This window comes from Rhizobium sp. L1K21 (assembly GCF_024055895.1).
Classification (GTDB): Bacteria; Pseudomonadota; Alphaproteobacteria; order Rhizobiales; family Rhizobiaceae; genus Ensifer_A.
The window spans coordinates 147378-170552 of the sequence record NZ_JAMXLE010000002.1 but is presented as its reverse complement, the minus strand read 5'-3'; the positions used below and the strand labels follow the sequence as shown (position 1 = coordinate 170552).

Sequence of the window (23175 nt, the reverse complement as noted above, 5' to 3'; positions counted from 1 at the left end):
TAGCCCAATCAGGCAACTCTGGCCTTTTGTGCATCGAGATAGTGTTTCAGACCGCGGCGCTCCGGCCCCTTATAGTCTTTCGACGCAAGGGCATCGCGCGTCTTGAAGCTTGAAAGCCGGTTGTTCAGCTGGTTCACTTTTTCCGTCAGTTCGTGAATGGCCAGCGAATTGCCAATCACCATTTCAGTATTCTTCTGGGTCAGTTTCTCGATTTCATGAACAGCACCGTTAACCTCGCTCAGCTGCGCGGACTGTTCGGTCGTGTTTGTCGCAATCAGATCGACAAGGCCATTGGTCTCGTTGATATGCGCGATGATGGCATTCAGTGCTTCGCCGGACTGTTCGACGAGCGAGACACCGGATTTGACCTGATCCGAACTGACCGAGATCAGTGCCTTGATCTCCTTGGCAGCATCCGCACAGCGCTGGGCAAGCTCGCGAACCTCCTGGGCGACCACGGCAAAGCCCTTTCCGGCGTCGCCCGCACGGGCCGCTTCAACGCCGGCATTAAGCGCCAAAAGGTTGGTCTGGAAGGCGATATCGTCAATCACACCAATGATCTGGCCGATTTGCTCCGAGGACTGGTTGATCGCGCCCATGGCATCCACGGCGTTGCGAACAACTTCACCGGAGCGCTCTGCCTGGTTCTTGCTGCTGGCAGCAGCCTCCAGCGCGCGCTTGGCATTGTTTGCGGTTGACTTGATGCTTTCGGTGAGCGCGCGTAACGCGCCAGAGCTGTGTTCCAGCGAACGCTGCTGCTCTTCCGTGCGCACCGAAAGCTCATCGGCATTGACCGCCAGCGTGTTGGCGCTGCTGGTAACGAATACCGAGGTGCTGCGAACCTCCGCCATTGCTTCGCGCATCATTTCCGAAGCGGTGTTGAAACGCTTGACCATGAGCTTGAAGGTTTCGGAGATTTCGGTGTCCGACATACGGCTTTCGAAATTGCCCTTTGCGAGTTCGTCCAACACGCGGCCAAGCGCGTCGATGGCATTTTCCTGCTCCTGGGCGATGCGTGCGCGCTCGGCGTTTTGTGCCTCTTCCTCTTCGGCCTTCTCGCGGGCCAGAAGAAGTTCGGCCTGGCGCTCTTGTTCAATGCGTTCCTGCGTCTTGTAAACGAAGGCGCGCACCGAGCTGGCCATGCTGCCCACCTCGTCATTGCCGAGCGAAGGAATAGCCTCCACATCGCATTTGTCGTCGACAAGATCGCGCATAGTCCGGGTGAGTGTCTTGAGTGGCCGCAGAACCGTGAAGGCCATGGAAGCCGGGATAAGGATCGAAATGGCGACTGCAAGCGCCAGCACCGACCCGAGCGTGATGAGGGAGGATTGCGAGGCATTGGCATGGTCCTGCGCAAGCGCGGCAACGTCCTTGAGCGACGTGTTCAGCAGACCGCCCATCTGGCCCATCCGCTCGGTTGCCGCCGCAAACCACTGGCTGGCATCCAGACCCTCGACCGCATCGGTATCACCCATGCGGATCAGCTGTTTGCGCATATTTTCAAATGCGGAAACGCTGTCCGATCGAAGCGTAGCCTCTGCCGCGTCGGCAGCCTGAGCATCCTGCAGGTCAACATAATTGGAAAGAAAGGAAGCCTGCGCGCCGCCGAACTTGGAAAATGCGTCGAATTGACCGGGCGCATATTTCCCGGACGCGATGATGCCGGCGCCCTGACCGCGCTCCTGGCCGGCCAGTTCAGCAGCCTTCATGAGCTCGACGATGGCCGAGAGTTTGAAGGCGACGCTGCCCTCGGCTGCCTTCACGGCCATGGTTCGGTTCAGCGCCAGCATGTCGCCGATAATGCCGGTGTAATAGGCAAACGATTCAGCACCCGGGATCGTTAGTGTATCCACCCTGCTGCGAATCTCTTGAAGTGAGGCGATCTTCGTGACGATGGACTGCCAGTCTTTCGTGATGTTGTTGTTGTGAAGAGCCTCGAGCCCGGCGGTGAGAACCGGCAGGCTCTTGAGAATGTCGTCGGTACCGGCGCGGGCTTTGAGCATCTGGTCGCCCATCTGAGCACCTGCCGAACCGATAAAGCCGGCGGTGGTGCCACGCTCCACCTGCAGGTGTTTCATCACCGCGCCCACATCGCCAACAAATGCGCTGACCTGAACGACCTCGTTCATATGTGCGCGATTTTTATTGAGATTGACCAAGGTCCAGCCGGCAAGCGAAACCGCCATGGCCAACGGAATGAGGACAGCGATCCAGAAACGTGTTCCCACGGAAATATTCGACATTTTACTCCACCTGAACGTCTTGTTTCGATCTGCGCGACGGCAATGTGACGGGGACAGCTGGAAGTTGCGGGTGCAAGGTTAACGGTGTCTTTATTAGCAATAGTGAATTTTAGGTTGTGGAGCTGGGTGAGCACGATCTGCGCGGTCTGATCCGCAGCCGTCTTCGCCCCCTCCAACGGAACCGCTTGACAAGCCGCCGGCTTTGATGAATGGAAAAGCATCTCAGATGCGGGTGTAGCTCAATGGTAGAGCAGCAGCTTCCCAAGCTGAATACGAGGGTTCGATTCCCTTCACCCGCTCCATTTTTTCCAAATGCGCGAAACCTTGGCCGTTTGGCTCAACCTGCTTTCTTTGCGGGCGTATGGGGTGTTTTCTGCCAGAAATGGGGTCTTGCCCAGAGTTCGAATATGCTTTTCCACGACGCCAGCGAGATCATGATCCAGTAAAGGGGAATGGCAATCCAGCGTCTCCTCACGGTTTGCTGTTCGCGCTCAGTCATATGCAGCCGCCCGAGTGCTGCAAAGATGGCGTAGCTGCCGAAAAGATTGCACAGGTCGACAACGTAAAGGAAGGTTTCCCAGGCGCTCATTCCCTCGGTCGACAATGAGGTTGCCGCCAGCGTGAGAATGAGTGCGGGGTGGGCAATGGCGGTGAACAGCATGCCGCCTGTGGTGCCAACGAAGGTGAGGGCTGGGATAGGCCCGATTTCATGCATGAGCTGAACCGGATTGCGCAGATGCACCAGCAGGGTCTGCATCCAGCCCTTGAACCAGCGGCTGCGCTGATTGTGCCAGATCCGGTAAGCTTCGGGTGCATCTTCCAGCGTGGGACGGGTGAGCATGCCGCAATGCCAGCCGAGCCGGCTGAGGCGGGTTCCAAGATCGGCATCCTCGGTCACATTGTAAGGGTCCCACCCGCCGGCTTCGATAAGCGCTGCGGTTTTGAAATGGTTGGATGTTCCCCCAAGCGGCATGGGCAGCCGCAGGCTTGCCAGACGTGGCAGTATGGCGCGGAAGAGGGCTGAATATTCAAGCGCGAAAAGAGCGCTGATCCAGTGATTGCCCGCATTGGCGATGACGAGCGGTGCCTGCAGGCAGGCAAGCCTTTCATCGCCGGCGGCAAAACGTGCAAAGGCCTCGCGCAGTTGCAGCGGATGGGGCCGGTCCTCGGCATCGTAGATGACGAGGAATTCGCCGCGCGCTGCATTCAACGCATAGGTGAGCGCCTTGGGCTTGGTGCGCGGCAGCGATGGTGGAACCGCGACGATTTCAAATTGCGGGGCAGTCGCGTGTCGCCGCACGGCGGCAAGCGTTGGCGCATCATCGGCCTCGCAGACCAATTTGATGTCGAGCCGTGATGCCGGCCAGTCGATCCGCCGCAGCGCATGGACAAGCTGGGGAACGATATTTTCCTCCCGGTAGAGGGCAACGAGGATGGTGTAGACCGGCAAGGGGGCATCACCAGTAGGCAGAGGCGGCGGGACTGCGCGACCTTGCCTCACCGCCAGAATGCGGATGAAAAGCGACAGCATATAAAGGAGCGCGAGCGCGACGTGCATGACTTGAAGCGTAACGTCTGGCTGAAAAACCAACATGCCGGCCAGAACGGTCGTTGCAATACCGGCCACGAAACCCTGTGCACCGCTGAAGGTGACGCGGGCGCTGAAGTGGGAGGCTCTGTCAAAGAGCCGGTTGGTGGAGGCAGCGAGCCGGCGGTTTGATCCCGCCTGCCAGACCGCTTCGCGGATCGTGTCGGGTGCTGCAACGGCGAGTGCCTCGCGAAAATTCTCCGATTCAGCGCAACGCTCGATAAGCGCTGGCAGGTGCGCGAGCCTGGGACATATGGCGATGATCGGTGCTGCCGTTGGGCGGCTGACGCGCAGCATTGACGGGTCGATGAGCTGCGTATCAAGATGTTCGTTGTCAATGACGCATTCAGGCGCGATATCGGCCATGAACGGAACGCCCAGACATTCAGCCATCGCCTCATAATAGATCGCGGGTGATATCTGCCCGCCCGCCAGCAACTCGCATTCGATATCCGTTCCATTCAAGCGGGCTCTTGCAGAAGCGTCCTCAATCAGTGGTTTGCCGATGCCAAGCCGCGCGAGAAGCTGCCGCTCCAGCAAAAAAGGGGCGTCGGTATCGGCTACGTGGGAGCGATCAGTCCTGAAAAACGCAAAAGGGCGTCCGGATTTGAGACCTTGTTTATTTTTCCGCGCCGTTGTTAGTCTGAAAGACAGGTCGCCGGCGGGATTCGCCGGATCAGAGCTTGCGGGATGATGCGCTTTTTGTCGTGTAAAGAAAAACAACGCAATACTCACGGAAAAGAAACAAAATATGCTGGAAAGAATAGCAAGCTTTGCGCGATTGAAACCTCTAAAAATTAAGGGGTTTTTAACTAAAATGATCGTTTTTTTCGCGCTTTCCGTGTTTTTTGGGGGTCCGGTCGCACGGGCCGATGGTCTGCCGCTGACAGTCAACGTTCAGGAACATCGTGCCATTCCTGATATTTCCAATGTCCCGCGGATCCGCTTTTTGACAACGGCGGATTTCCCGCCCTTCAGTTTTGCCGATGCAAGCGGAAAGCTTTCCGGCTTCAATATCGATCTCGTGCGGGCGATTTGCCGCGAGTTGAAGGTGGAAGACAAGTGCCAGATCCAGGTGCTGCCATTTGGTGAACTCGAAGGCGCATTGGATGCACGCGCAGGCGAAGCAGTGATCGCCGGCGTGGCGGTGACAGCGAAATTGCGCGAACGTTTCGACTTCAGCCGTTCCTATATGGCGCTGCCGGCGCGCTTTCTGGCAAATGCGGAAAAGGCCGGAAATGTTGAAAAACCCGAAGACTTGAAAAAGAGCGAGATCGGGGTGATTGCCACCTCTGCCGAAGCGGGCATGCTCAAGGCATTCTTCCCGGCCCTGAAGGCAAAACCATTTGAAACACGGCAACTGATGTTCGAGGCGTTGAAAACGGGGGATATTCCGGCCGCTTTCACCTCAGGCCTGCAGGCTGAGTTCTGGCGCAACAGCAAGGCGGCCGACGGATGCTGCCGGGCGCTGGGCGGGCCTTATTATTCGCGCTATTTCCTCGGCGAAGGCATGACCATCATGACCCGCAAGGACCAGCCGCTCGCCAAGGCTTTCGATGCGGCGCTGGTAGCGCTGGCCGCCAACGGAACGCTGGATGAGCTTTATATCCGCTATTTTCCCGCCGGGCTTTGATTAGGCTTTGCGGAAACGGGCAATGGCGGCCCGTTCGATGGCTGTTGTGATCAGCCGGTCAAGGCCGAGCCGGTCGCGCAGCAATTGTAAAACACGCAGTTCCTCGGCGCGCAGCACCTGGTCGGCGGCAGCGATTTCGACGGCCAGTGCATAGGCTGTGTCGTAAAGCCGCTCGGGCAGCGTGTCCTTGATGACCTCCAGGAGAATGTCGAGCCCCTCCGGGCCGTTGATCAGCGTGGTGCAATCGCGCGAAACCTCAATCAGCTTCTCGTCGTCGAAATCCTCAAAGACCGGGAGAAAGCGGGTCAGCCTGCCGATACGGGCAAGTTCCGCATCGCTCATGGCGCGGTCGGAGGCGGATGTCATGATCATCACATAGATGAGGGCTTCTTCGATTGTCGTCTGTTTGGCCATGTCTACTGTTTCTCATTGATGCTGACGATGGAGATAGGGCGATTTGGCCGCGGCTTCAAGATATCGCAAAACGGGAATAATTTCCTATTGGCTGGCCCAGATGATCCGCGCCACCCATTCCACATCCTGCATGTCGAAAACCCGATTTTCATGTTCGGGATTGATCGACAGGAGTTCGATTGTCTTGGGGCTCTGGCGCATGAGAACCTTTGCCATGACCTCGCCTTCGCGGGTCTTGACCACGACACGGTCGCCACGTCGCACCTGCGCGCCGGGTTCGACGATGAGAACATCGCCGTCGCGGTAAAGCGGCATCATGCTGTCGCCTTGAACCTCGAGCGCGTAGACGCCGGGCTTCTTTTCCGGCGAGGTGGGGAAATCGACCACGTCCCAGCCCTGACCGGCGGGGAAACCACCATCGTCGAAAAAGCCGCCGGCCCCGGCCTGGGCAAAGCCAAGCAGCGGAATGGAAGGCTGTTGCGGCGGAAATGCGCCAGACGGCAGGCCGTCATTGGGCGTGTTGCGCGAAACCAGCGCCATGAATTCCTCAAGACTGGCGCCGGTGGCATCCAGGATCTTGGAAAGCGACTCGGTCGACGGCCAGCGCAGGCGGCCATCCGAACTCAGCCGCTTTGATTTGTTGAACGAGGTCGGGTCGAGACCGGCGCGGCGGGCAAGCCCGGAGGGCGACAGATCGTAGCGTGCGGCCAGCGCGTCGATGGCTCCCCATATGCCGTCATGTGAAATCATGGATCAGTAGCCCCGGTGTTGAAACGTGCGGGCGAAGCGCGCGCGCGAACGGTGCGACACTAGCGAAGCCGGGACGGCGAGTAAAGTCAAACAGGAATAAAATCCTCACAAAATGCGCGTTCTGCCCGCGGATTTTATCTCAAGCGCTTTGCAATTGCGTGATTTTGGAAAGCTGGATGACGGCCTGGGTGCGGCTGTCGACATTGAGCTTGAGAAGGATGGCCGAAACATGGGCCTTGATGGTGGCCTCCGAAACGCCGAGTTCATAGGCGATCTGTTTGTTGAGAAGCCCTTCGCACAGCATGCCGAGAACTCGGGTCTGTTGCGGGGTCAGCGTTTGCAGACGCTGCAGAAGGTCTTCGATTTCCGGGTCATGGTCGCGCCCGGCGACGAAATCTTCCGGTTCGGCAACCCCACCTTCGAGCACTTTTGTGAGTGCAGCGCGAATGTCCTCGATGCCCGATGACTTGGGAATGAAACCGGCAACGCCGAGTTCGAAGACGCGGCGGATGGTGGCCTGATCTTCATTGGCGGAAACGATGACGACGGGAAGGCCGGGATATTCCGAACGTAGCGAGATCAGCCCCGTCAATCCGTTCATGCCGGGCATGGCAAGATCGAGAAGCAGAATGTCGGCGTCGGAATGTTCGGCAACGGCGCGTCGGGCGCTGTCCAGATCATCCGCCTCGACGATGGCCGGCGTCGGTTCCAACCCGCACACGGCCTGCCGCAAAGCGCCGCGAAAAAGCGGATGATCATCCGCTATGATTATAGTGAGTTCCACTGCCAAGAGCCCCCTCCCAAGAGCAGCGTCAATGCGCTTTTCAACGCATGAGCTTCGTATAATATACACGTTCAGGTCTTTTGCGGAAGTGTGTCGTGATTGGGTTGTTTTTCCTGCTCGTTGAACTCCTCGGCAAGACCTTTGAAACGCCGCATGAATTTTTCCATGATCGAAAAGCCTTTTTCAAGTTCCGCATCAGACGGCAGGTCATCGGCGGGGCTTTGTCTTTCAAGGACGGCAATGCGTTTCTCAAGCGCTTCAATCCGCTTGAGAAGTGCCGCGTCGCTTTGCGCCTGCGTGCATTCAAGCGCACCTGCAACCTCCCGGCAATAGGCAAGTTCACCGGTGTGCGTGTCGAGCCGGACCAAGCCTTCTGGTGTGGGCTGAAGCTGGTAGCGCGCCATCTCCTGAGCCTGAGAAGAGCTGGTGAAGAACAAAACCGCGCCGAGCAGGGGTGCGGCGAATGCGGTGCCAAAGAACAGGGGTTTCATGGATATCTCCTCTTGCCAACCATGGCCTGCCATGGCTTATGCCCGGCAGGCCGCTGATCGTGATTATAACATGATTGGGTCAGAGACTTGACGACAAGGGAAGGGCTCAGGGTGACGGATACGCGCATTTACAAGATCGTGCCGGAAACGCTTTGGCAGGCGGCACGCAATGCCGGACGGTTCGAGGGGGCGGCGATCGACCTGCAGGACGGGTTCATCCATTTTTCCACTGCCGCACAGGCAAGACGCACCGCCGAGCTGCACTTTGTCGGTCAGGATGGTCTTCTTCTGGTCGCCGTTGAGGGCGCAATGCTGGGTGAGGCGCTGCGCTATGAACCCTCCCGCGGCGGCGATCTTTTTCCGCATCTCTATGCCGCACTGCCGCTGGATGCAGTGTTGTGGGAAAAGCCGCTCCCGCTTGGGACCGACGGTAAACATATCTTCCCAGAGTTGGATGCTTGATGAGCCTGATCTCGACATTTGCGCGCAAGGCGCTCTTCACACTTGATCCGGAAACCGCCCACGGCGTTTCCATCAGCGGTTTGAAATCCGGCCTTCTGCCGGTTTGCGGACCAAAGCCGGATCCGCGCCTGGCCGTTGATGTTGCCGGTCTTCATTTTGAAAATCCGCTCGGCCTTGCCGCTGGCTACGACAAGAATGCGCAAGTGCCCGCTGAAATCCTCAAGCTTGGTTTCGGCTTCACCGAAGTTGGAACCCTGACGCCGAAGCCGCAAGACGGCAATCCGAAGCCCCGCCTTTTCCGGCTGACGCAAGACATGGCGGTGATCAACCGCATGGGCTTCAACAATGAAGGTCATGCAGCCGCACTTGCACGCCTCAAGAGGCTGAACAAGGCGCTCATGGTCGGCGTCAATATCGGGGCCAACAAGGACAGCGAAGACCGGGTGGCCGACTATGTCGCCGGTATCCGCACGTTTTACAGCGTGGCGCGCTACTTCACCGCCAATATTTCCTCACCCAACACGCCGGGTCTGCGCAATCTCCAGGACCGCGAAAGCCTGGATGCGCTGCTGTCCGCAGTGCTGGGCGCGCGTGATGAGGAAGCCGCAAAGGCTGGTAAGACGGTGCCGGTTTTCTTAAAGATTGCGCCAGACATGACCGAAGGCGGACTGGACGACATTGCCGAAGTGGCGCTTGCCCGCAAACTGGACGGGCTGATTGTGTCCAACACGACGCTCAAGCGGGACGGGCTTTCGGATACGAAGCTTGCTGGCGAGGCGGGGGGACTTTCGGGCAAGCCGCTTTTTGCACTTTCCACCACGGTGCTTGCCAAGATGCGCAAGCGCGTGGGCAAGGATATGCCGATCATCGGTGCTGGCGGCGTCCACGACGCTGAAACGGCGGCTGAAAAAATCCGCGCGGGTGCCGATCTCGTGCAGCTTTATTCCTGCATGGTGTATGAAGGGCCTACTCTGCCGGGAGCGATTGTGCGGGGGCTCTCTTCTCTCGCAGACCGCGAGGGGCTTTCCGCAATCAGCGTGCTGCGCGACACCAAGACCGATCAATGGGCTCAGGGAAATATCTGACGCATCTTCCAGGGCAGAATGGCGGCGAGTGTGAGCCCGCGCGCGGCCAGAAACAGGTTGAGTGCTGCCCAGACCCCATGATTGCCCCAGATGGGTGCGGCAAACCACAGGACCGCGCAAAACGCGATGAAGGACAGGATCATCATGTTGCGCATTTCCGCCGACCATGCCGTGCCCATGAAAACGCCATCCATCTGGAAGGCCAGCGCGCCGGTGAGCGCTGTCAGCGCCATCCAGGGCAGATAGGTTCCGGCCACCGCACGAACATGTTCAGCAGTCGTGAGAAAGGCGATGACATCATCGCCAAGCGCAAGAAAGGCGACGGCCAGCAGCGCGGATAGACCAAGCGACCAGACAAGGGTCAGCCGCACCGCATCACCGAATGAGGGGCGATCAAGCGCTCCAACGGCTCGCCCGGCAATCTGTTCGGCAGCCGCTGCCATGCCGTCGAGGAAGAAGGCGGCAATCATGAAGAAATTCATCAGCAGTGCATTGGCGGCGAGAATGTCGGTTCCAAGCTGTGCGCCCGCCCGCGTCATCAATGCGAACGAGCCGACGAGCAGCAGGCTTCTGATCATGATATCGCGGTTGATGGCAAAGAGGGCGAGCAGTTTTGTTCGCTCGAAAATCTGCGCCAGGGCAGGGTTTGCCATGCGACGGAAACCGGGAATGACAACGGCAAGACCAACCAGCGCACCGGTGAGTTCGGCAAGCACTGTGCCCCATGCAACCCCGCTCACACCCCATTCCAGTGTCAGGCCGAGGAGCACCGAAAGCGCAATATTGGTGCCGTTGATGAGGATCTGCAGGCCAAGCGCCCAGTTCCCATGGCCGCGACCCAGCACATAGCCAAGCAGCGCATCATTGACGAAGCGGAAGGGGCTCGACAGCACGCGGATGTAGAAATAGGTGCTGGCGACGGCCGCTGCCGCCGGTTCGGGCGCAATCAGCCGGAGCCCGAGATAGAGGATGACGGAGCCGAGGAGAATGATGGCAATACCGCCAATGAGGCCGGAGAGCGAGGCGCGCCAGAAGACCGCCTGCTGCTCGGTTTCGTCGCGCCGACCAAGCGCCTGGGCGACAAAGGCCGTGGTGGAGGTGCGGATGAAGCTGATGAGCGAAAAGACCAGATCGAAAATGACCGCCGCGACGCCAAGACCCGCAAGATCGGCTGCCCGCCCTGTCTGACCAATCACCGCCGTGTCGGTCAAGCCGAGCAGGGGCGTGGTCACGAAACCGATGGTCATGGGAATGGCAATGGAAAGAACCAGCCGGTGGGTGACCCGGTAGGGCATTTCAGTCATCGGCGCCTCGGGGAGCAATGGGGAAATGGATCAGTCGCGGCGCTATTCATACACGATTCTGACGTTTGTAAATATTGCGCCTTGGGCCGACAGAGGCCCGCTTCGAGCTTCTGATTCTAGTTGGACAGCACCATGGCCCAATAGGGCCGGTTGCCCGATGCACTGTTTTGCGCGACAGCCACGCCAAGACCCTTATAGTTGCCCAGCATATTCACGAGATGTTTGTGCGAGTTGATCCAGGCATCAACGGCGCGATCAACGCTATCCTGACCCGTAGCAATGTTTTCTGCCGCCGGAAGCGTCACATCCATGCCCTTCATGCGTTTTGCGAAATCCGCGCCAAAGCCGATATTATGCTCCATCTTGCCATGCGCTGCCATGCGCACAGCCTGATCGGCTGCGGCGCGGGCTGCGGCCGCATCAAAGCGCAGTGGTGGCAAATCGTTTTTCGCGCGCAGCGCGTTCACCAGAGGCAGGGCCGCTTCGGTCTCATCCTGAGCAGGTATTTTCGATGGTTTGAGATCGAAAATGGAACTGCAGGATGACAGCCCGGCAGCCGCAGCAAAGCCGGACAGAATGAGAAAATTACGGCGGCTGGCAAAATGCATGGATTATCGGCGGTAATTCATGATGCGGATGATGATGAAGGCCGGAATGACGATGGCCGCACCGAGGAGGAAGTAATCGCCGATGGCGCCAAGCGCCTGGAAGCCCTGCCGCCACAGATCGAAGAAGAAATCCCGGATCGTCCAGAAAATATCCATCGGATACCAGCCGAACGCGCTCATGATGAAGCCGACAAAGATCGACACGGCAATCAGCTTGATGAGAACGCGAAAGGGACTATCGCCGAGAAACTTGTTGACCTGCTCGCTCATGGGGCGGTGCTCCTTATCCAGTCCCTGTCAAATAGGCGTTTCGTGACGCGACTGCAAGTTTTAGGGATGCGGGCTTTTGAGCAGAAGATTTCGCTTGAATTTTGGCAAAACGGGCGCATATAGGCGGCACTCGACCGGAAAACGCACCCCATGAACACACACGCTCTGTCCTCCGGCGATCTGATCGCAGACCGCCGGGCCGAATATGCACGTATGCTCGCCGAAAGCGGCGATTTTCTTTCAGCCGCCGACCTGATGGGCCAGGCGCTTGAAATGGCACCGAATTGGGCGGCGGGCTGGTTTCTCGCGGGCGAATATTGGCAGAAGGGCAACAACAGGCCGGAAGCGGCAAACGCCTTCCGCAAGGTCTTGGCCAATAGCGAAGATGACATTTTTGGCGCGGTGCTGAAGCTTTCGCTCCTGGGTGAGCTGGATGTACCCGATCAGCCGCCGGTCTCCTATGTCGAACAGCTTTTCGATGATTATGCCGACCGGTTTGAAGATGCGCTTCTCGGCAAGCTGCATTACCGCGTACCCGAGAAGTTGGCAGAGCTGGTGCAGGCGCGTGCGGGCGAACAATTTGCCTGCACCGTTGATCTCGGATGCGGAACCGGCCTTTTTGGAGCGCGCGTGCGCGAACACACGCGTCGGCTCGAAGGTTTCGACCTTTCGGCCAATATGCTCGCCAAGGCCGAAGAAAAGGGCCTCTACGATTATCTGTCTCAGGCCGACCTTTCGCTGGGAGCCGATGAAGAACGCCTCTTCACCGACGGGCTTCAGCCGGGTCGCGCCGATCTTCTGGCGGCTGCCGATGTTGTGATGTATTTGGGTGACCTTGAGCCGCTGTTTCAGCTCGCGCGCAAGATCATGCACCCGCTCGGCCATTTTGCATTTTCCGCTGAGCTGGCGCTGACGGGTGATGATTTCACATTGCTGCCCTCCATGCGCTATGCCCATTCGCCCGCCTATATCGAAGCGCTGGCGGTGCGTTACGGGTTCCGTCCCGTGGTGACAGAAAAGCTCGATATCCGCTGGGATGCGGGGGCTCCGGTGAAGGGAATTCTGTTCCTTTCGCAGAACATGGCCAATGCGTAATTTTGTTGCGCGGCGCGCCCAAAATAGGTCAGCAATGCTTACATATTTTCCTTGATCTTTGGCATGGTGCGCTGCACAATTGTGGTCAGTCAAACCAATGGACCGCACCATGCCGCACCTGAACCTGAATGAGCTACTGACAATCTGGAACGACAACCCTTCACGGCACACGCTGATTGAAGATGTGCAAGGGATAGCCTTCGGCGCAATTGTTGCGTCGCTCGGGCTCTTTTTCCTCAATCAGGCTGGCCTATTGACCGGCGGCACGGCAGGTCTTGCTTTCCTGGTGCATTACACGAGCGGCTTCAGCCTCGGTTCTCTCTTCTTTCTGGTGAACCTGCCTTTTTATTTTCTGTCCTGGCGGCGTGTGGGCAAGGTCTTTACGATCAAGACATTCGTGGCGATCGCACTCACCTCGCTTCTGACGGACGTGCAAAGCCGCTTTCTGCATATTTCCGATATCAATGCTCTGTGGTCGGCCTTCCTGGGCGGTCTGCTGCTGGGGTTCGGGCTTCTGGCGCTTTACCGTCACCGGGCAAGCCTTGGCGGTGTCGGCATTCTGGGTGTCTATCTTCAGGAAAAGACCGGCTTTCGCGCTGGCCTGACCCAGATGATTTTTGACGGGATTATCCTGGTGATCGCGCTTCTGCTCCTTGACCCGCGTGTGGTAATGGCATCCGTTATCGGCGCTGTCACGATGAACATGTTTGTGGCCATCAACCACCGTGCAGACCGCTATATTGCTATTAGATGAAATTGATTTGAGTGAATGAGCAAACCCTTTTCCGATTATTTGAAATCCACCTCTGACCAGCATTCTGCCCTTGAGGATGCACAAGGCATTCTCGCCGGCGCGGCCATGGCCTCCTTTGGCGTGCTGCTTCTTTCAACGGGTGGTTTGCTGACGGGTGGAACGGCAGGGGTTGCATTCCTCATCCATTATCTGACCGGCTACACGTTTGGTACAGTCTTCTTCATCGTCAATCTACCGTTCTATTATCTGGCGTGGAAACGGCTGGGGCTCGGCTTTACGTTGAAGACATTTGCTGCCGTTTCGCTGACCTCTGTGCTCTCCGACCTGCTGCACCGTAATGTTGCCTTTTCCAGTATCGAGCCGCTCGTGGCAGCGCTCTTCGGTGGCTTGATCATCGGCGCGGCAATGCTGGCGCTATTCCGCCACCGGGCAAGCCTCGGTGGTTTCGGTATCCTGGCACTCTATCTGCAGGAGCGCCTGAACTGGAAGGCCGGTTATGTGCAGCTGGCGCTGGACCTGACCGTACTTGCCTTCTCCTTTCTTGTTGCAACGCCATACATCATTATCTGCTCGGTCGCCGGTGCCGTGGTGATGAATTTTATCCTGGCGATCAACCATCGCAACGACCGTTATATCGCCCGATAGTTCCGTTCCGATCGTTTTGGCATTACCGTCGCCTGCGTGAGTGATGATTCTGCAAGCGCGATGGATTTGCTACCCGAGACTTTCCGGCAATGGTTTGCGGGAAAGGGGTGGCAGCCGCGCGCCCATCAGCTGGAACTTCTGGGAAAGGTTCGCGGTGGGGCATCCGCGCTTCTCATCGCGCCAACCGGTGCAGGTAAAACGCTTGCGGGTTTCCTGCCGTCTTTGACCGATCTTGAAGCGCGCGGCCCTATTCCTCCGGGATCAGCCTTTACCGGCATTCACACCCTTTACATCTCGCCGCTCAAGGCGCTGGCTGTCGATATCGAGCGCAATCTCATGAAGCCGGTGCGCGAGATGAACCTAGCCGTCACCATTGAAAACCGCACCGGCGACACGCCGCAGCACAAGCGCCAGCGGCAGAAGCAGCGTCCACCGGATATTCTGTTGACAACGCCCGAACAGCTCGCTCTGCTGATTGCCAGCGATGATGCGGCGCGCTTCTTTCGCGATCTGAAATATGTGGTGCTGGACGAACTGCATTCGCTGGTGACCTCCAAGCGTGGCCATCTGCTGGCGCTGGGTCTGGCGCGGCTCAGGCAACATGCGCCGGACCTCAAGGCAATTGGCCTCTCGGCAACCGTTGCGGATCCGATGGACCTGCAAAGCTGGCTGGTGCCGCAAAAGGCCGATGGGCCGAACCATGCGGCATTGGTGACTGCGGCAGGCGGCGCACGACCCCTGATCACCATCCTGCGGTCTGAAGACCGCATCCCCTGGTCTGGCCATTCGGCGCGTTACGCGGTGCCGGTGATCTATGAGGAAATCAAGGCGCATAAAACGACGCTGATTTTCGTGAACACACGCTCGCAGGCCGAACTGCTCTTTCAGGAACTGTGGACCATCAACGACGATAGCCTGCCCATTGCGCTCCATCATGGTTCGCTGGATGTGGGCCAGCGCCGCAAGGTGGAAGCGGCAATGGCGGAAAACAAATTGCGGGCGGTGGTGGCGACCTCAACGCTTGATCTTGGGATCGACTGGGGCGATGTCGATCTGGTGATCCATGCAGGCGCACCGAAGGGGGCAAGCCGGCTTGCCCAGCGCATCGGCCGCGCCAACCACCGCATGGATGAGCCGAGCCGCGCCATTCTGGTGCCGGCCAATCGGTTTGAAGTGCTGGAATGCCAGGCAGCGCTGGATGCCAACTACATCAACGCGCAGGACACCCCGCCTTCGGGCGAGGGCGCTCTGGATGTGCTGGCGCAGCATGTCCTGGGCATGGCCTGCGCCGACCCCTTCCATGCTGACGATCTTTATGAGGAAGTCACAAGCGCGCTACCCTATTCATGGCTGGATCGTGAAACCTTCGACCGCGTACTCGATTTTGCGGCAACGGGTGGTTATGCGCTCAAGAGTTACGAGCGGTACGCCAAAATCCGCCAGAGAGCCGATGGAACCTGGCGCGTGGCCAACCCGCAAACAGCGCAGCAATACCGGCTGAACATCGGCACGATTGTTGAAATGCCCATGCTGAATGTCCGGCTGGTCAAGCGCAACAAGCTCGGATCGCTCGGCCGCGGTGGAGCGGTGCTTGGCAAGGTGGAGGAGTATTTTCTGGAAGCCTTGAGCCAGGGCGATACGTTCCTGTTCGGCGGCAAGGTTCTGCGGTTCGAGGGCATACGGGAAAACGAGTGCCTGGTCAGTACTGCCTATTCGTCCGACCCGAAAATTCCAGCCTATGCGGGTGGCAAGTTTCCGCTTTCCACCTATCTGGCCGATGGCGTGCGCAAGCTCTTGTCCGGCTCCGAACAATGGGTTGGCCTGCCCGAGCAGGTGCGCGATTGGCTGGAGGTGCAAAAGGAGGTTTCCGTCCTGCCTGCGCGTGACCAGATGCTGGTGGAGACCTTTCCGCGCGCAAGCCGCTTTTTCATGGTGATCTACCCGTTCGAGGGGCGGCTGGCGCATCAGACCTGCGGCATGCTTCTGACCCGGCGGCTGGACCGAATGGGTGCCAAACCTTTGGGCTTTGTGGCCACCGATTATTCGCTGGCCATCTGGGGGCTGGAGGATATGGGTGCGATGATCCGCTTAGGCCGTCTCCGCCTCTCCGAACTGTTCGACGAAGACATGCTGGGCGACGATCTGGAAGCATGGCTGAATGAAAGCTGGATGCTGAAACGCACCTTTCGCAATTGCGCCGTGATAGCGGGCCTGATAGAGCGCCGCCATCCCGGTCAGGAAAAGACAGGACGGCAAGTGACCGTTTCCGCCGATCTGATTTACGACGTGCTGCGTAGTCATGAACCGGATCACATTCTTTTGCAGGCAACGCGGCAGGAGGCTGCGGCGGGTCTGTTGGATATTGCCCGTCTCGGCGCTATGCTGAACCGAATCAAGGGGCATATCCTGCACAAGGCCCTTGACCGGATTTCACCGCTTGCCGTTCCCGTGCTTTTGGAAATCGGGCGCGAAACGGTGCAGGGCGAGGCGCAGGAAAGCCTGCTGGCGGAGGCTGCCGAAGACCTGATCATGGATGCGATGCAGGCAAGTGTTTAGGCCGGTGGCCCGAAGAGAACGAGGACACAATGAACCGGCTGAGGCTGGCGCAACAGACAGAGTTTGATGCAAACGCGGCAACGCTCACCGAGGTCAACGGGGTCGAATGCCTGTGTGACCCCATGGGCGCGCTTTATGCGCCCGCACTGGGATTGCTTGTCGTGTCCGATCTGCATCTGGAAAAGGGGGCCGCCTTTGCCCGCCGCGGACGATTGCTGCCGCCCTATGACACCGGCGCAACGCTGAAGATCCTGGATGCGGTGATCAATCGCTATAACCCCTCCATCGTCATTTCGCTGGGCGACAATTTTCATGATCAGCCCGGTTCGAGCCTGATGCCGGATGCCTATCGCGTGATGATCGAAAACATGGCGCAGGGGCGCGAGTGGATATGGATCACCGGCAATCATGACCCCGAGGGCGTGGACAACCTGCCCGGAACGGTGGCGGAAAGCCTGCTCTTTGGTGGCTTGACCTTCCGCCATGAGCCGTCGAGGGGAGTGGCAGCCGGTGAAGTTGCCGGCCATCTTCACCCCGCTGCAACAGTGCGCCGCCGCGAAAAGGCGGTCCGCAGACCCTGTTTTGCAACGGATGGAACACGCCTCCTCATGCCCTCATTCGGGGTGATGTCCGGCGGCTTAAATCTCACGCACGCCGCCTTCAAGGGCCTTTTCGCAAAAGAACGGCTGGTGGCGCATATGATGAGCCGCGACAGGGTGTATGCTGTCGCCTATGCCAATCTTTCCGGCTGATCAGTCGCGGCGGAAGATGATCGAGGCGAGCCAGCCAGTGATGCCGGCCAGCAGCACCACAAACGCACCATAGAAGAAGGAATGGTTCATTGCCGCGTCGGTCACTGCCTGTTCTGCACCGGTCTTGACCACGCGCAGTGGCAGGTTGCGCTGCGTGACGAACTGCCCGCTTTTGAAGAGATAGGCATGCAGCGTGTGGACACCATTTGGAACATCCGCAGGCAGGCGCAGCGTTGCGCGGAACAGATTGCCGCTGATGAAGCGGATCGAGCCGGGGCGCTCCTGATAAAGACCGGAGTTGATTTTCTGACGCCGCAAGGCTTCCCGGAAAGCGTCAACATCCACTGAGCCGCCGCCGAAGCGCACCTTCCGCAGGTTGATGCTGTCGACATTGGCTTCTATGTCGCCATATTGAAGCGGCACAAGCGCGCTGCTCTCGGCGCGCGTGCTGGCCATGGAAAACGAGGTCGGAACATCGAGAAACCGCATGGATTCTGTATTGATCCAGATCCCGAAAACCCGCCTTTTCTTGTGAACAGTAATGTCCTCGGTCGGCCCCTCAAGGGTGACGACGATGTCATACTGACCGATTTCCTGAAGCAGGGGATCGGTATTGCCGATGGCTCCAAAGACCGTGATGTCCGCGCCGGAGAAATTGGACGCGATCGCGATTTCATTGGTTGAAACGCCGATATCGATCGTTTCCTGAAGGCTTGTCACATTGACAGGCGGCCCGGAAAGGGGCTCAGCTCCAAAGACAGAACCGGCGGAAAGGAAAAACGTGGTTGCGACGATGGGAGAGCAGATACGCATCATGTGCTGCTCCCTTCGACAATCGAGTAAACGTCTTTCGGTTCGATCACGAGATCAATGGCAAGACGCACGCCAACAGCAAGAACCAGCAGCGCAAGCAGCGCACGAAGCTGTTCGGCCTTGAGGCGTTGACCGACGCGCACACCGTATTGCGCACCCACAACGCTTGCCACCATCAAGACGCTCGCAAGGCCGATATCCACCGTGTGGTTTGCCGTGGCCTGGATCATGGTTGTGTAGGCCGTGACGAAGACGATCTGGTAGAGTGATGTGCCGACAACCACGCTGGTGGGGATTCTCAACAGGTAGATCATCGCCGGCACCATGATGAAGCCGCCGCCAATACCCATGACAGACGTCAGAATGCCGATCAGCATCCCAAGCGCCGCGATCGGCACGACGCTGATATAAACCTTGGACTTCTTGAACCGCATCTTGAACGGCAGCCGGTGGATCCAATTGTGCTGGCCGGGTTTGCGCAGGCTCGTGGGGCCGTTTTTGGAGGCGCGGCGGATGGCACGGATGCTCTCCGTGAGCATCAAAGAGCCGACGATGCCGAGAAGCAGGACATAACCCAATGAAATGAGCAGGTCGAGAAGGCCAAGCTCACGCAACCACGCGAAGATACCGATGCCGATTGTGGAACCGATGAGGCCGGAGACCAGAAGCATCGTTCCCAGTTTGAAATCCAGCGATCCACGCCTGAAATGCGTGATGGCACCGGAAATCGACGATGCAACAACCTGGCTCGCGCCCGTGGCAACGGCAATGGCCGGCGGCACATTGTAGAAAATGAGAAGCGGCGTAATGAGAAAGCCGCCGCCAACACCGAACATGCCCGATAAGAACCCGACAGCCGCACCCATGCCCAAAATGACAAAGATGTTGACCGACATTTCCGCAATCGGGAGGTAAAGTGACACGGGGACAACCTCAGGCCGGAACTGTCCCACGATTTTCGCGATGGAAAAATTCCGCTAAATTTTTATGAGCAATGCCACCCGAAGCGGAGGCCGCGGGAGGAGGCTTTTACTCAGTATGGATTTTCCGGCTGATGCCAACCGTGACCACCCTTGTGCTACCGCTAAGACCATATGTCAACGCACTATTTGGTCAATTTACGGTGCACGCGGACCGATTGTGTACAATCTCTCGTCTTACTTGTTTCGCGCCAGCAATTCGCGAACCAGCGCCTGGTTGATCTCGCCCGTCGGCTCCTGCCCGATTGAGGTTTGGAAGGCCTTGATGGCGCTCACCGTTTTGGCACCCATAATGCCATCGGGCGTGCCGGCGTCGAAGCCGTTATTGTTGAGAATCGCCTGAATGTTGCGCACGGCGCGTTTCATGTCGACAGAGCCGGTCGAGGTCTTTTCACCGGCCCACTCATCGGGAAGCGTGATCTCGTTTGCAGCCTGGTCGGCAGGCAGTGGGCTCCATTCTGCTGCAGCCTTCTTGGCGGCTTTCAGCTGGTCTGGCGTCAGCACCTTGGCGATTTCGTCACGCTTTTGCGCAGCGTCGGCGTCTCCCGTCTGCGCAGCGATATCGAACCACTTGTAGGACTGTCCAAGGTCCTGCTGCACACCGCTGCCTTTCGCATAAAGAATGGCGAGGTTGAACTGGCTGTCCTTCACGCCGTGATCGGCCGCGTCGGTGAACCATTTGGCGGCCTGCTCATAGTCCGGCTGTCCATCGACACCCATGGCATAGACTACGGCCAAATTGTGCATCGCGCTGACATTGCCCTTGTCGGCGGCGCTTTGATAATAGTCGCGGGCCTTGGTCAGGTCCTTGGCGACGCCGGCACCCTTTTCATACATGTTGCCGAGGCGGTATTCGGCGGGCGCAAAGCCAAGTTCGGCGGCACGCTCGAACATGGTCATTGCGGTCGCCATGTTTGCTTCCACGCCGCGGCCTTCAGTATAGCGCGAGCCAACTTCATAAAGGGCCAGAGGGTCGTTTGCCTTTGCAGCGTCAACCAGCGAAGCGGGACCAACGGTCGCCGGAATGTCGAGCGGCGCAAGCGCAGCCGTTTCCGCTATCGCATCCGTGGCGCTGGCAGCACTTGTCTGCGGTGCAGCTCTTATCGTTTCAACCGGGCTCACATCGCTGTCGCTGTCATCGGCAACCGCGGGGGTCGCCAGCGCATTGTCAACAGCCTGACCCGTGTCTGCCGGTGTCTCGGCAGCTTGAACCTCTGATGCAGCCTGCGCATCTGCCGCAACTGCGTCTTCCGCTAGCGGTGCGGTGGTGCCATCGACCGGCGATGCGTCGCTTTCAACCGCAACCTGTTCACTCGAACCGCCGCCAAGCAACGGACCCACCAGCTGGTAGGACATGATGGCCAGCAGAGCAGCGCCGGCTGCAAGCATGATCGGACGGCGCACCTTGGACGGTTCGGAAGCGGCCTTTGCGCTATCCTTCTGCTTCTTTGCCAGCTTTTTCGGCTTGAGCACACTGTTTTGCTTTTGCTCGTTTTCCAGCTGCTCGGCAGCCGCCTTGGCCGCACGGCGGGCAGCAGCAATGTAGTCGGCCTTTTCGTTATCGTCGGGGCCGTCGAGATCGTGGGTCGCACGCACCTTTTCGAGGATCTTCTGAATGTCGGGTGCGCCGGAGCCGGGCTCGAGAAGCTGGTTGGCAAGTTCTGGGCTCATGGACTCGCTGGCATCGAGCGGCGGCGTCGGCTCAATGATATCACGGCCCTTCTTGGCCGTGGCATTGTTCTGTCCCGGCTTGAGCTTGCGACCGAGCTCCGCAAAAAGGCTCTTTTTTTCCTTCTTTTCGTCCTGTTCCGAGGTGGAAACGGTATCGGAAAAATCGTCGAGATCCGGAACGTCCATCAGAATGTCGTCTTCCGATTCCGGTAGGTATTCCTCATCGACACGCAACTGGGCGGCACGTGGCATCGCCGGTTCCGGAGCCGATGCGGCAGACGCCTGAACGGATGCCTGCTTGGCGGGCGCTGCAGCGGCTTCGGCCATCTGGACCGGTGCGGGTTGAGCGCGCTGCGCCTCGCTCACCGTTCCAATCTGATCGATGCGTTCGGCGATTTGGACGAGCGTGTCGTGCAGGGCTTCGAATGTGCGCTGATTGCGCTCTTCGGATGAGCGGGTCAGGTCTTCGAGCGTGCGCAGGTCGTTTGCAAGAGCCGAAATCTGCGCAATCCCGTCGGCATCGCCGCCGGCGGGTGCAGAGCCGCGCTGCGCATAGGCTTCCGCTACGGCTTCTGCGGCCTGGCGGGCGGCTTCGACGATATACTCGTCATTGGCCGCCATGTAGTCTTCAAGCGCATTCATGCGGCCTTCAAGCTGGCCATATTCCGGACCGGCCTGCTGCGGCGGAGACGAAAGCAGCGAGGAGAGATTGGCAATCTGCGCCTCGAGATTTTGCAGGCTCACCGTATCGCTGGCCGGCTGCGCGACAGTCTCGTTCAGATGCGCGGCAATGTCGTTCAAACGGCTTTCCAGACGGTTGAACAGCGCTTCATCGTTAACCTGCTGAACGGGCTGGATTTCGATTTCCTCGATCCGTTGCGCCAGCATGTCGAGGCGTTCGGCCAGGTCGTTGTTGACCGTGCCGGCCTCGAGCGCATCGATCTTATGGAAAATCTCCGACAAAACCTGCGTCAGATCAGGCTGTGCACTGGCAGACTGGGCGCGTTCGACTATGGAGGACAGCTGATCGAGCTGTTCTTCCAGGCGGGCGGCAGTGCGCGCCGTTGTCATGTCTTCGATCTTCGCCGACAACGCCTCCAGGCGCTGCATCATGCTGTCCTGCTTGCGCGGGGACATCCAGTCGTCGATCTGCTGACCGAGGTCGCCGATGCGCTGTTCCAGCATTTTCAGATGATCGGAACTCGCGTTCTGCTTCTGATTATGCGCGTTTGCCGAAATCGCATGGGCGATTTCTTCCAGACGCTGGTCGATATCGGAGAATTGATTGGTGAAAGCCGTCTGGTCGGGTGGCAGGTGCTTGCCAAATGCCTCGACTGCTTCTGCAATGGAATAGAGCTTGTTTTCAAGCGCCTGAATGGCCGGCGCGGAATTCATGCCACCCAGTTGCGATTTGATGTCTTCGATACGCCCGGCAAGGCTGAGAATTTCGTCTTCCAGGCCCTCCGGATTAAACCGGCTCAGCTTCTCTTCGACATTGCGGACGGAATCCTGGCGCGCCAGACCGTCAATCATGTTGCGCAGAGCGTCAAACTCGCCGCGCAGCGTTGCCGCGTCTGACGGCGATGCCTGATGGCTGATCGCGTCGATGCTGGCGGCCAGACGCTCCATGTCATCGCGCAGACCGGCGGAATAGTCGTCACCGGCGGAATGCGAACGGATATCGCGGATTTCGGCGCGCAATGCCGCCATCTCACGGCTCATGCCATCATTGATATCGCGCTTCAGTTCCTCGCGCAGGCCAAGAAGCGCGCGGGCGATATCACCTGTATCATGTGTGGAGGGAGTGGCGACACGCTGCGGTGCATATTGTGGCGCCGGCTTGCTCTGCCGGGCCGGCTGAGCGGGCTGACCAGGCTGGTTAAAGCGGGCGCGCACCGCATCGGCGAGCGACCGGCTTCCATTGCTCGGTTGGGCTGTGTAGCCGGCAAAGTTGGAGGGCGTTTTTTCAATGGCACGCTGGCGCTGGAGGATGCCGGAAACCTGCTCGTCATAACCGTGGCCAGACTTTCCGCGCTGCTCGGAACTGCCAGCACCCATCAATCCTTCAATGCGCGCTTCCAGCCCTTCAATCGTGCGGTTCAACGCATCGAGAGACTGTCTTTCGCCTTGGCGTGGAGGATTGCGGTTGCTGCCATTCATCGTTTTGCTCACTTCGACCGCAGGAATTGCGGTCTTTTGATTTACCCTGTCGGCTTTCCGGCGTGTTGCACTGAAGTGCTGTCTCCTGCCCCCGGAATTCGCCCACTCGCCCCCTGA

20 protein-coding genes and 1 tRNA gene are annotated in these 23175 nt (G+C 58.7%); 9 read left to right on the top strand and 12 right to left on the bottom strand.

The genetic code is table 11. The annotated features are described in order from the left end of the window. Window positions 1-8 precede the first annotated feature (8 nt). A complete protein-coding gene (locus NHF56_RS13265) occupies window positions 9-2243 on the bottom strand; it encodes a methyl-accepting chemotaxis protein (protein ID WP_252805286.1) in 2235 nt (744 codons plus the stop codon). A 228-nt stretch (window positions 2244-2471) separates the two neighbouring features. Between NHF56_RS13265 and NHF56_RS13260 the strand changes: the two genes are divergently transcribed. Further along, window positions 2472-2545: transfer RNA gene (locus NHF56_RS13260), tRNA-Gly, on the top strand. A gap of 35 nt (window positions 2546-2580) precedes the next feature. On the opposite strand, the gene NHF56_RS13255 is transcribed toward NHF56_RS13260, so the two are convergent. Continuing rightward, a complete protein-coding gene (locus tag NHF56_RS13255; RefSeq protein ID WP_252805284.1) occupies window positions 2581-4371 on the bottom strand; it encodes a glycosyltransferase in 1791 nt (596 codons plus the stop codon). A 277-nt stretch (window positions 4372-4648) separates the two neighbouring features. Between NHF56_RS13255 and NHF56_RS13250 the strand changes: the two genes are divergently transcribed. Further along, entirely contained in the window at window positions 4649-5464 is an 816-nt protein-coding gene (locus tag NHF56_RS13250) for a transporter substrate-binding domain-containing protein (RefSeq protein WP_252805282.1), read from the top strand. On the opposite strand, the gene NHF56_RS13245 is transcribed toward NHF56_RS13250, so the two are convergent. From NHF56_RS13245 to NHF56_RS13230, 4 genes are all read right to left on the bottom strand, one after another. Beyond that, a complete protein-coding gene (locus tag NHF56_RS13245) occupies window positions 5465-5878 on the bottom strand; it encodes a tellurite resistance TerB family protein (RefSeq protein ID WP_252805280.1) in 414 nt (137 codons plus the stop codon). It lies immediately after the preceding gene. A gap of 84 nt (window positions 5879-5962) precedes the next feature. Continuing rightward, entirely contained in the window at window positions 5963-6628 is a 666-nt protein-coding gene (locus NHF56_RS13240; RefSeq protein WP_252805278.1) for a helix-turn-helix transcriptional regulator, read from the bottom strand. A gap of 139 nt (window positions 6629-6767) precedes the next feature. Next, window positions 6768-7412: a response regulator gene (locus tag NHF56_RS13235; protein ID WP_252805276.1), complete on the bottom strand. Its 645-nt coding sequence runs from the start codon at window positions 7410-7412 to the stop codon at window positions 6768-6770. A gap of 71 nt (window positions 7413-7483) precedes the next feature. Further along, window positions 7484-7903, bottom strand: coding sequence for a hypothetical protein (locus NHF56_RS13230; RefSeq protein WP_252805274.1), 420 nt, complete (start codon window positions 7901-7903; stop codon window positions 7484-7486). 111 nt (window positions 7904-8014) lie between these two features. On the opposite strand from NHF56_RS13230, the gene NHF56_RS13225 reads away from it, so the two are divergent. Then, window positions 8015-8365 (top strand): DUF952 domain-containing protein, encoded by a 351-nt coding sequence (locus NHF56_RS13225; RefSeq protein WP_252805272.1) that lies wholly within the window; start codon window positions 8015-8017, stop codon window positions 8363-8365. Beyond that, entirely contained in the window at window positions 8365-9450 is a 1086-nt protein-coding gene (locus NHF56_RS13220) for a quinone-dependent dihydroorotate dehydrogenase (RefSeq protein WP_252805270.1), read from the top strand. The genes NHF56_RS13225 and NHF56_RS13220 overlap by 1 nt, the downstream gene beginning before the upstream one ends. Here NHF56_RS13220 and NHF56_RS13215 read toward each other — a convergent pair. The 3 genes from NHF56_RS13215 to NHF56_RS13205 all read right to left on the bottom strand — a co-directional run bounded on the left by NHF56_RS13215 (window position 9435) and on the right by NHF56_RS13205 (window position 11632). Next, complete coding sequence (locus NHF56_RS13215) at window positions 9435-10754, bottom strand: MATE family efflux transporter (RefSeq protein WP_252805268.1); 1320 nt, start codon at window positions 10752-10754, stop codon at window positions 9435-9437. The genes NHF56_RS13220 and NHF56_RS13215 overlap by 16 nt on opposite strands. A gap of 116 nt (window positions 10755-10870) precedes the next feature. After that, window positions 10871-11362, bottom strand: coding sequence for a CAP domain-containing protein (locus tag NHF56_RS13210; RefSeq protein WP_252805266.1), 492 nt, complete (start codon window positions 11360-11362; stop codon window positions 10871-10873). A gap of 3 nt (window positions 11363-11365) precedes the next feature. Then, on the bottom strand, window positions 11366-11632 hold the full coding sequence (locus tag NHF56_RS13205) for a DUF6460 domain-containing protein (RefSeq protein WP_252805264.1): 267 nt from the start codon (window positions 11630-11632) through the stop codon (window positions 11366-11368). A 150-nt stretch (window positions 11633-11782) separates the two neighbouring features. Between NHF56_RS13205 and NHF56_RS13200 the strand changes: the two genes are divergently transcribed. The 5 genes from NHF56_RS13200 to pdeM all read left to right on the top strand — a co-directional run bounded on the left by NHF56_RS13200 (window position 11783) and on the right by pdeM (window position 17434). Next, window positions 11783-12727, top strand: coding sequence for a methyltransferase (locus NHF56_RS13200; protein ID WP_252805262.1), 945 nt, complete (start codon window positions 11783-11785; stop codon window positions 12725-12727). Window positions 12728-12824: 97 nt separating this feature from the next. Then, entirely contained in the window at window positions 12825-13481 is a 657-nt protein-coding gene (locus NHF56_RS13195; RefSeq protein ID WP_373456305.1) for a YitT family protein, read from the top strand. A 15-nt stretch (window positions 13482-13496) separates the two neighbouring features. Beyond that, window positions 13497-14126 (top strand): YitT family protein, encoded by a 630-nt coding sequence (locus NHF56_RS13190; protein ID WP_252805260.1) that lies wholly within the window; start codon window positions 13497-13499, stop codon window positions 14124-14126. Window positions 14127-14186: 60 nt separating this feature from the next. After that, window positions 14187-16682, top strand: coding sequence for a ligase-associated DNA damage response DEXH box helicase (locus tag NHF56_RS13185; protein ID WP_252805258.1), 2496 nt, complete (start codon window positions 14187-14189; stop codon window positions 16680-16682). 29 nt (window positions 16683-16711) lie between these two features. Further along, window positions 16712-17434: a ligase-associated DNA damage response endonuclease PdeM gene (gene pdeM, locus NHF56_RS13180; RefSeq protein WP_252805255.1), complete on the top strand. Its 723-nt coding sequence runs from the start codon at window positions 16712-16714 to the stop codon at window positions 17432-17434. On the opposite strand, the gene NHF56_RS13175 is transcribed toward pdeM, so the two are convergent. From NHF56_RS13175 to NHF56_RS13165, 3 genes are all read right to left on the bottom strand, one after another. Further along, window positions 17435-18247, bottom strand: a complete 813-nt coding sequence (locus tag NHF56_RS13175) for a TIGR02186 family protein (protein WP_373456312.1) — start codon at window positions 18245-18247, stop codon at window positions 17435-17437. It abuts the gene before it with no gap. Beyond that, window positions 18247-19170 carry a TSUP family transporter gene (locus tag NHF56_RS13170; RefSeq protein ID WP_252805252.1) on the bottom strand — a complete coding sequence of 308 codons (924 nt, stop codon included), beginning with the start codon at window positions 19168-19170 and terminating at the stop codon, window positions 18247-18249. The genes NHF56_RS13175 and NHF56_RS13170 overlap by 1 nt, the downstream gene beginning before the upstream one ends. A gap of 234 nt (window positions 19171-19404) precedes the next feature. Beyond that, on the bottom strand, window positions 19405-23058 hold the full coding sequence (locus tag NHF56_RS13165; RefSeq protein WP_252805251.1) for a peptidoglycan-binding protein: 3654 nt from the start codon (window positions 23056-23058) through the stop codon (window positions 19405-19407). Window positions 23059-23175: the final 117 nt, after the last annotated feature.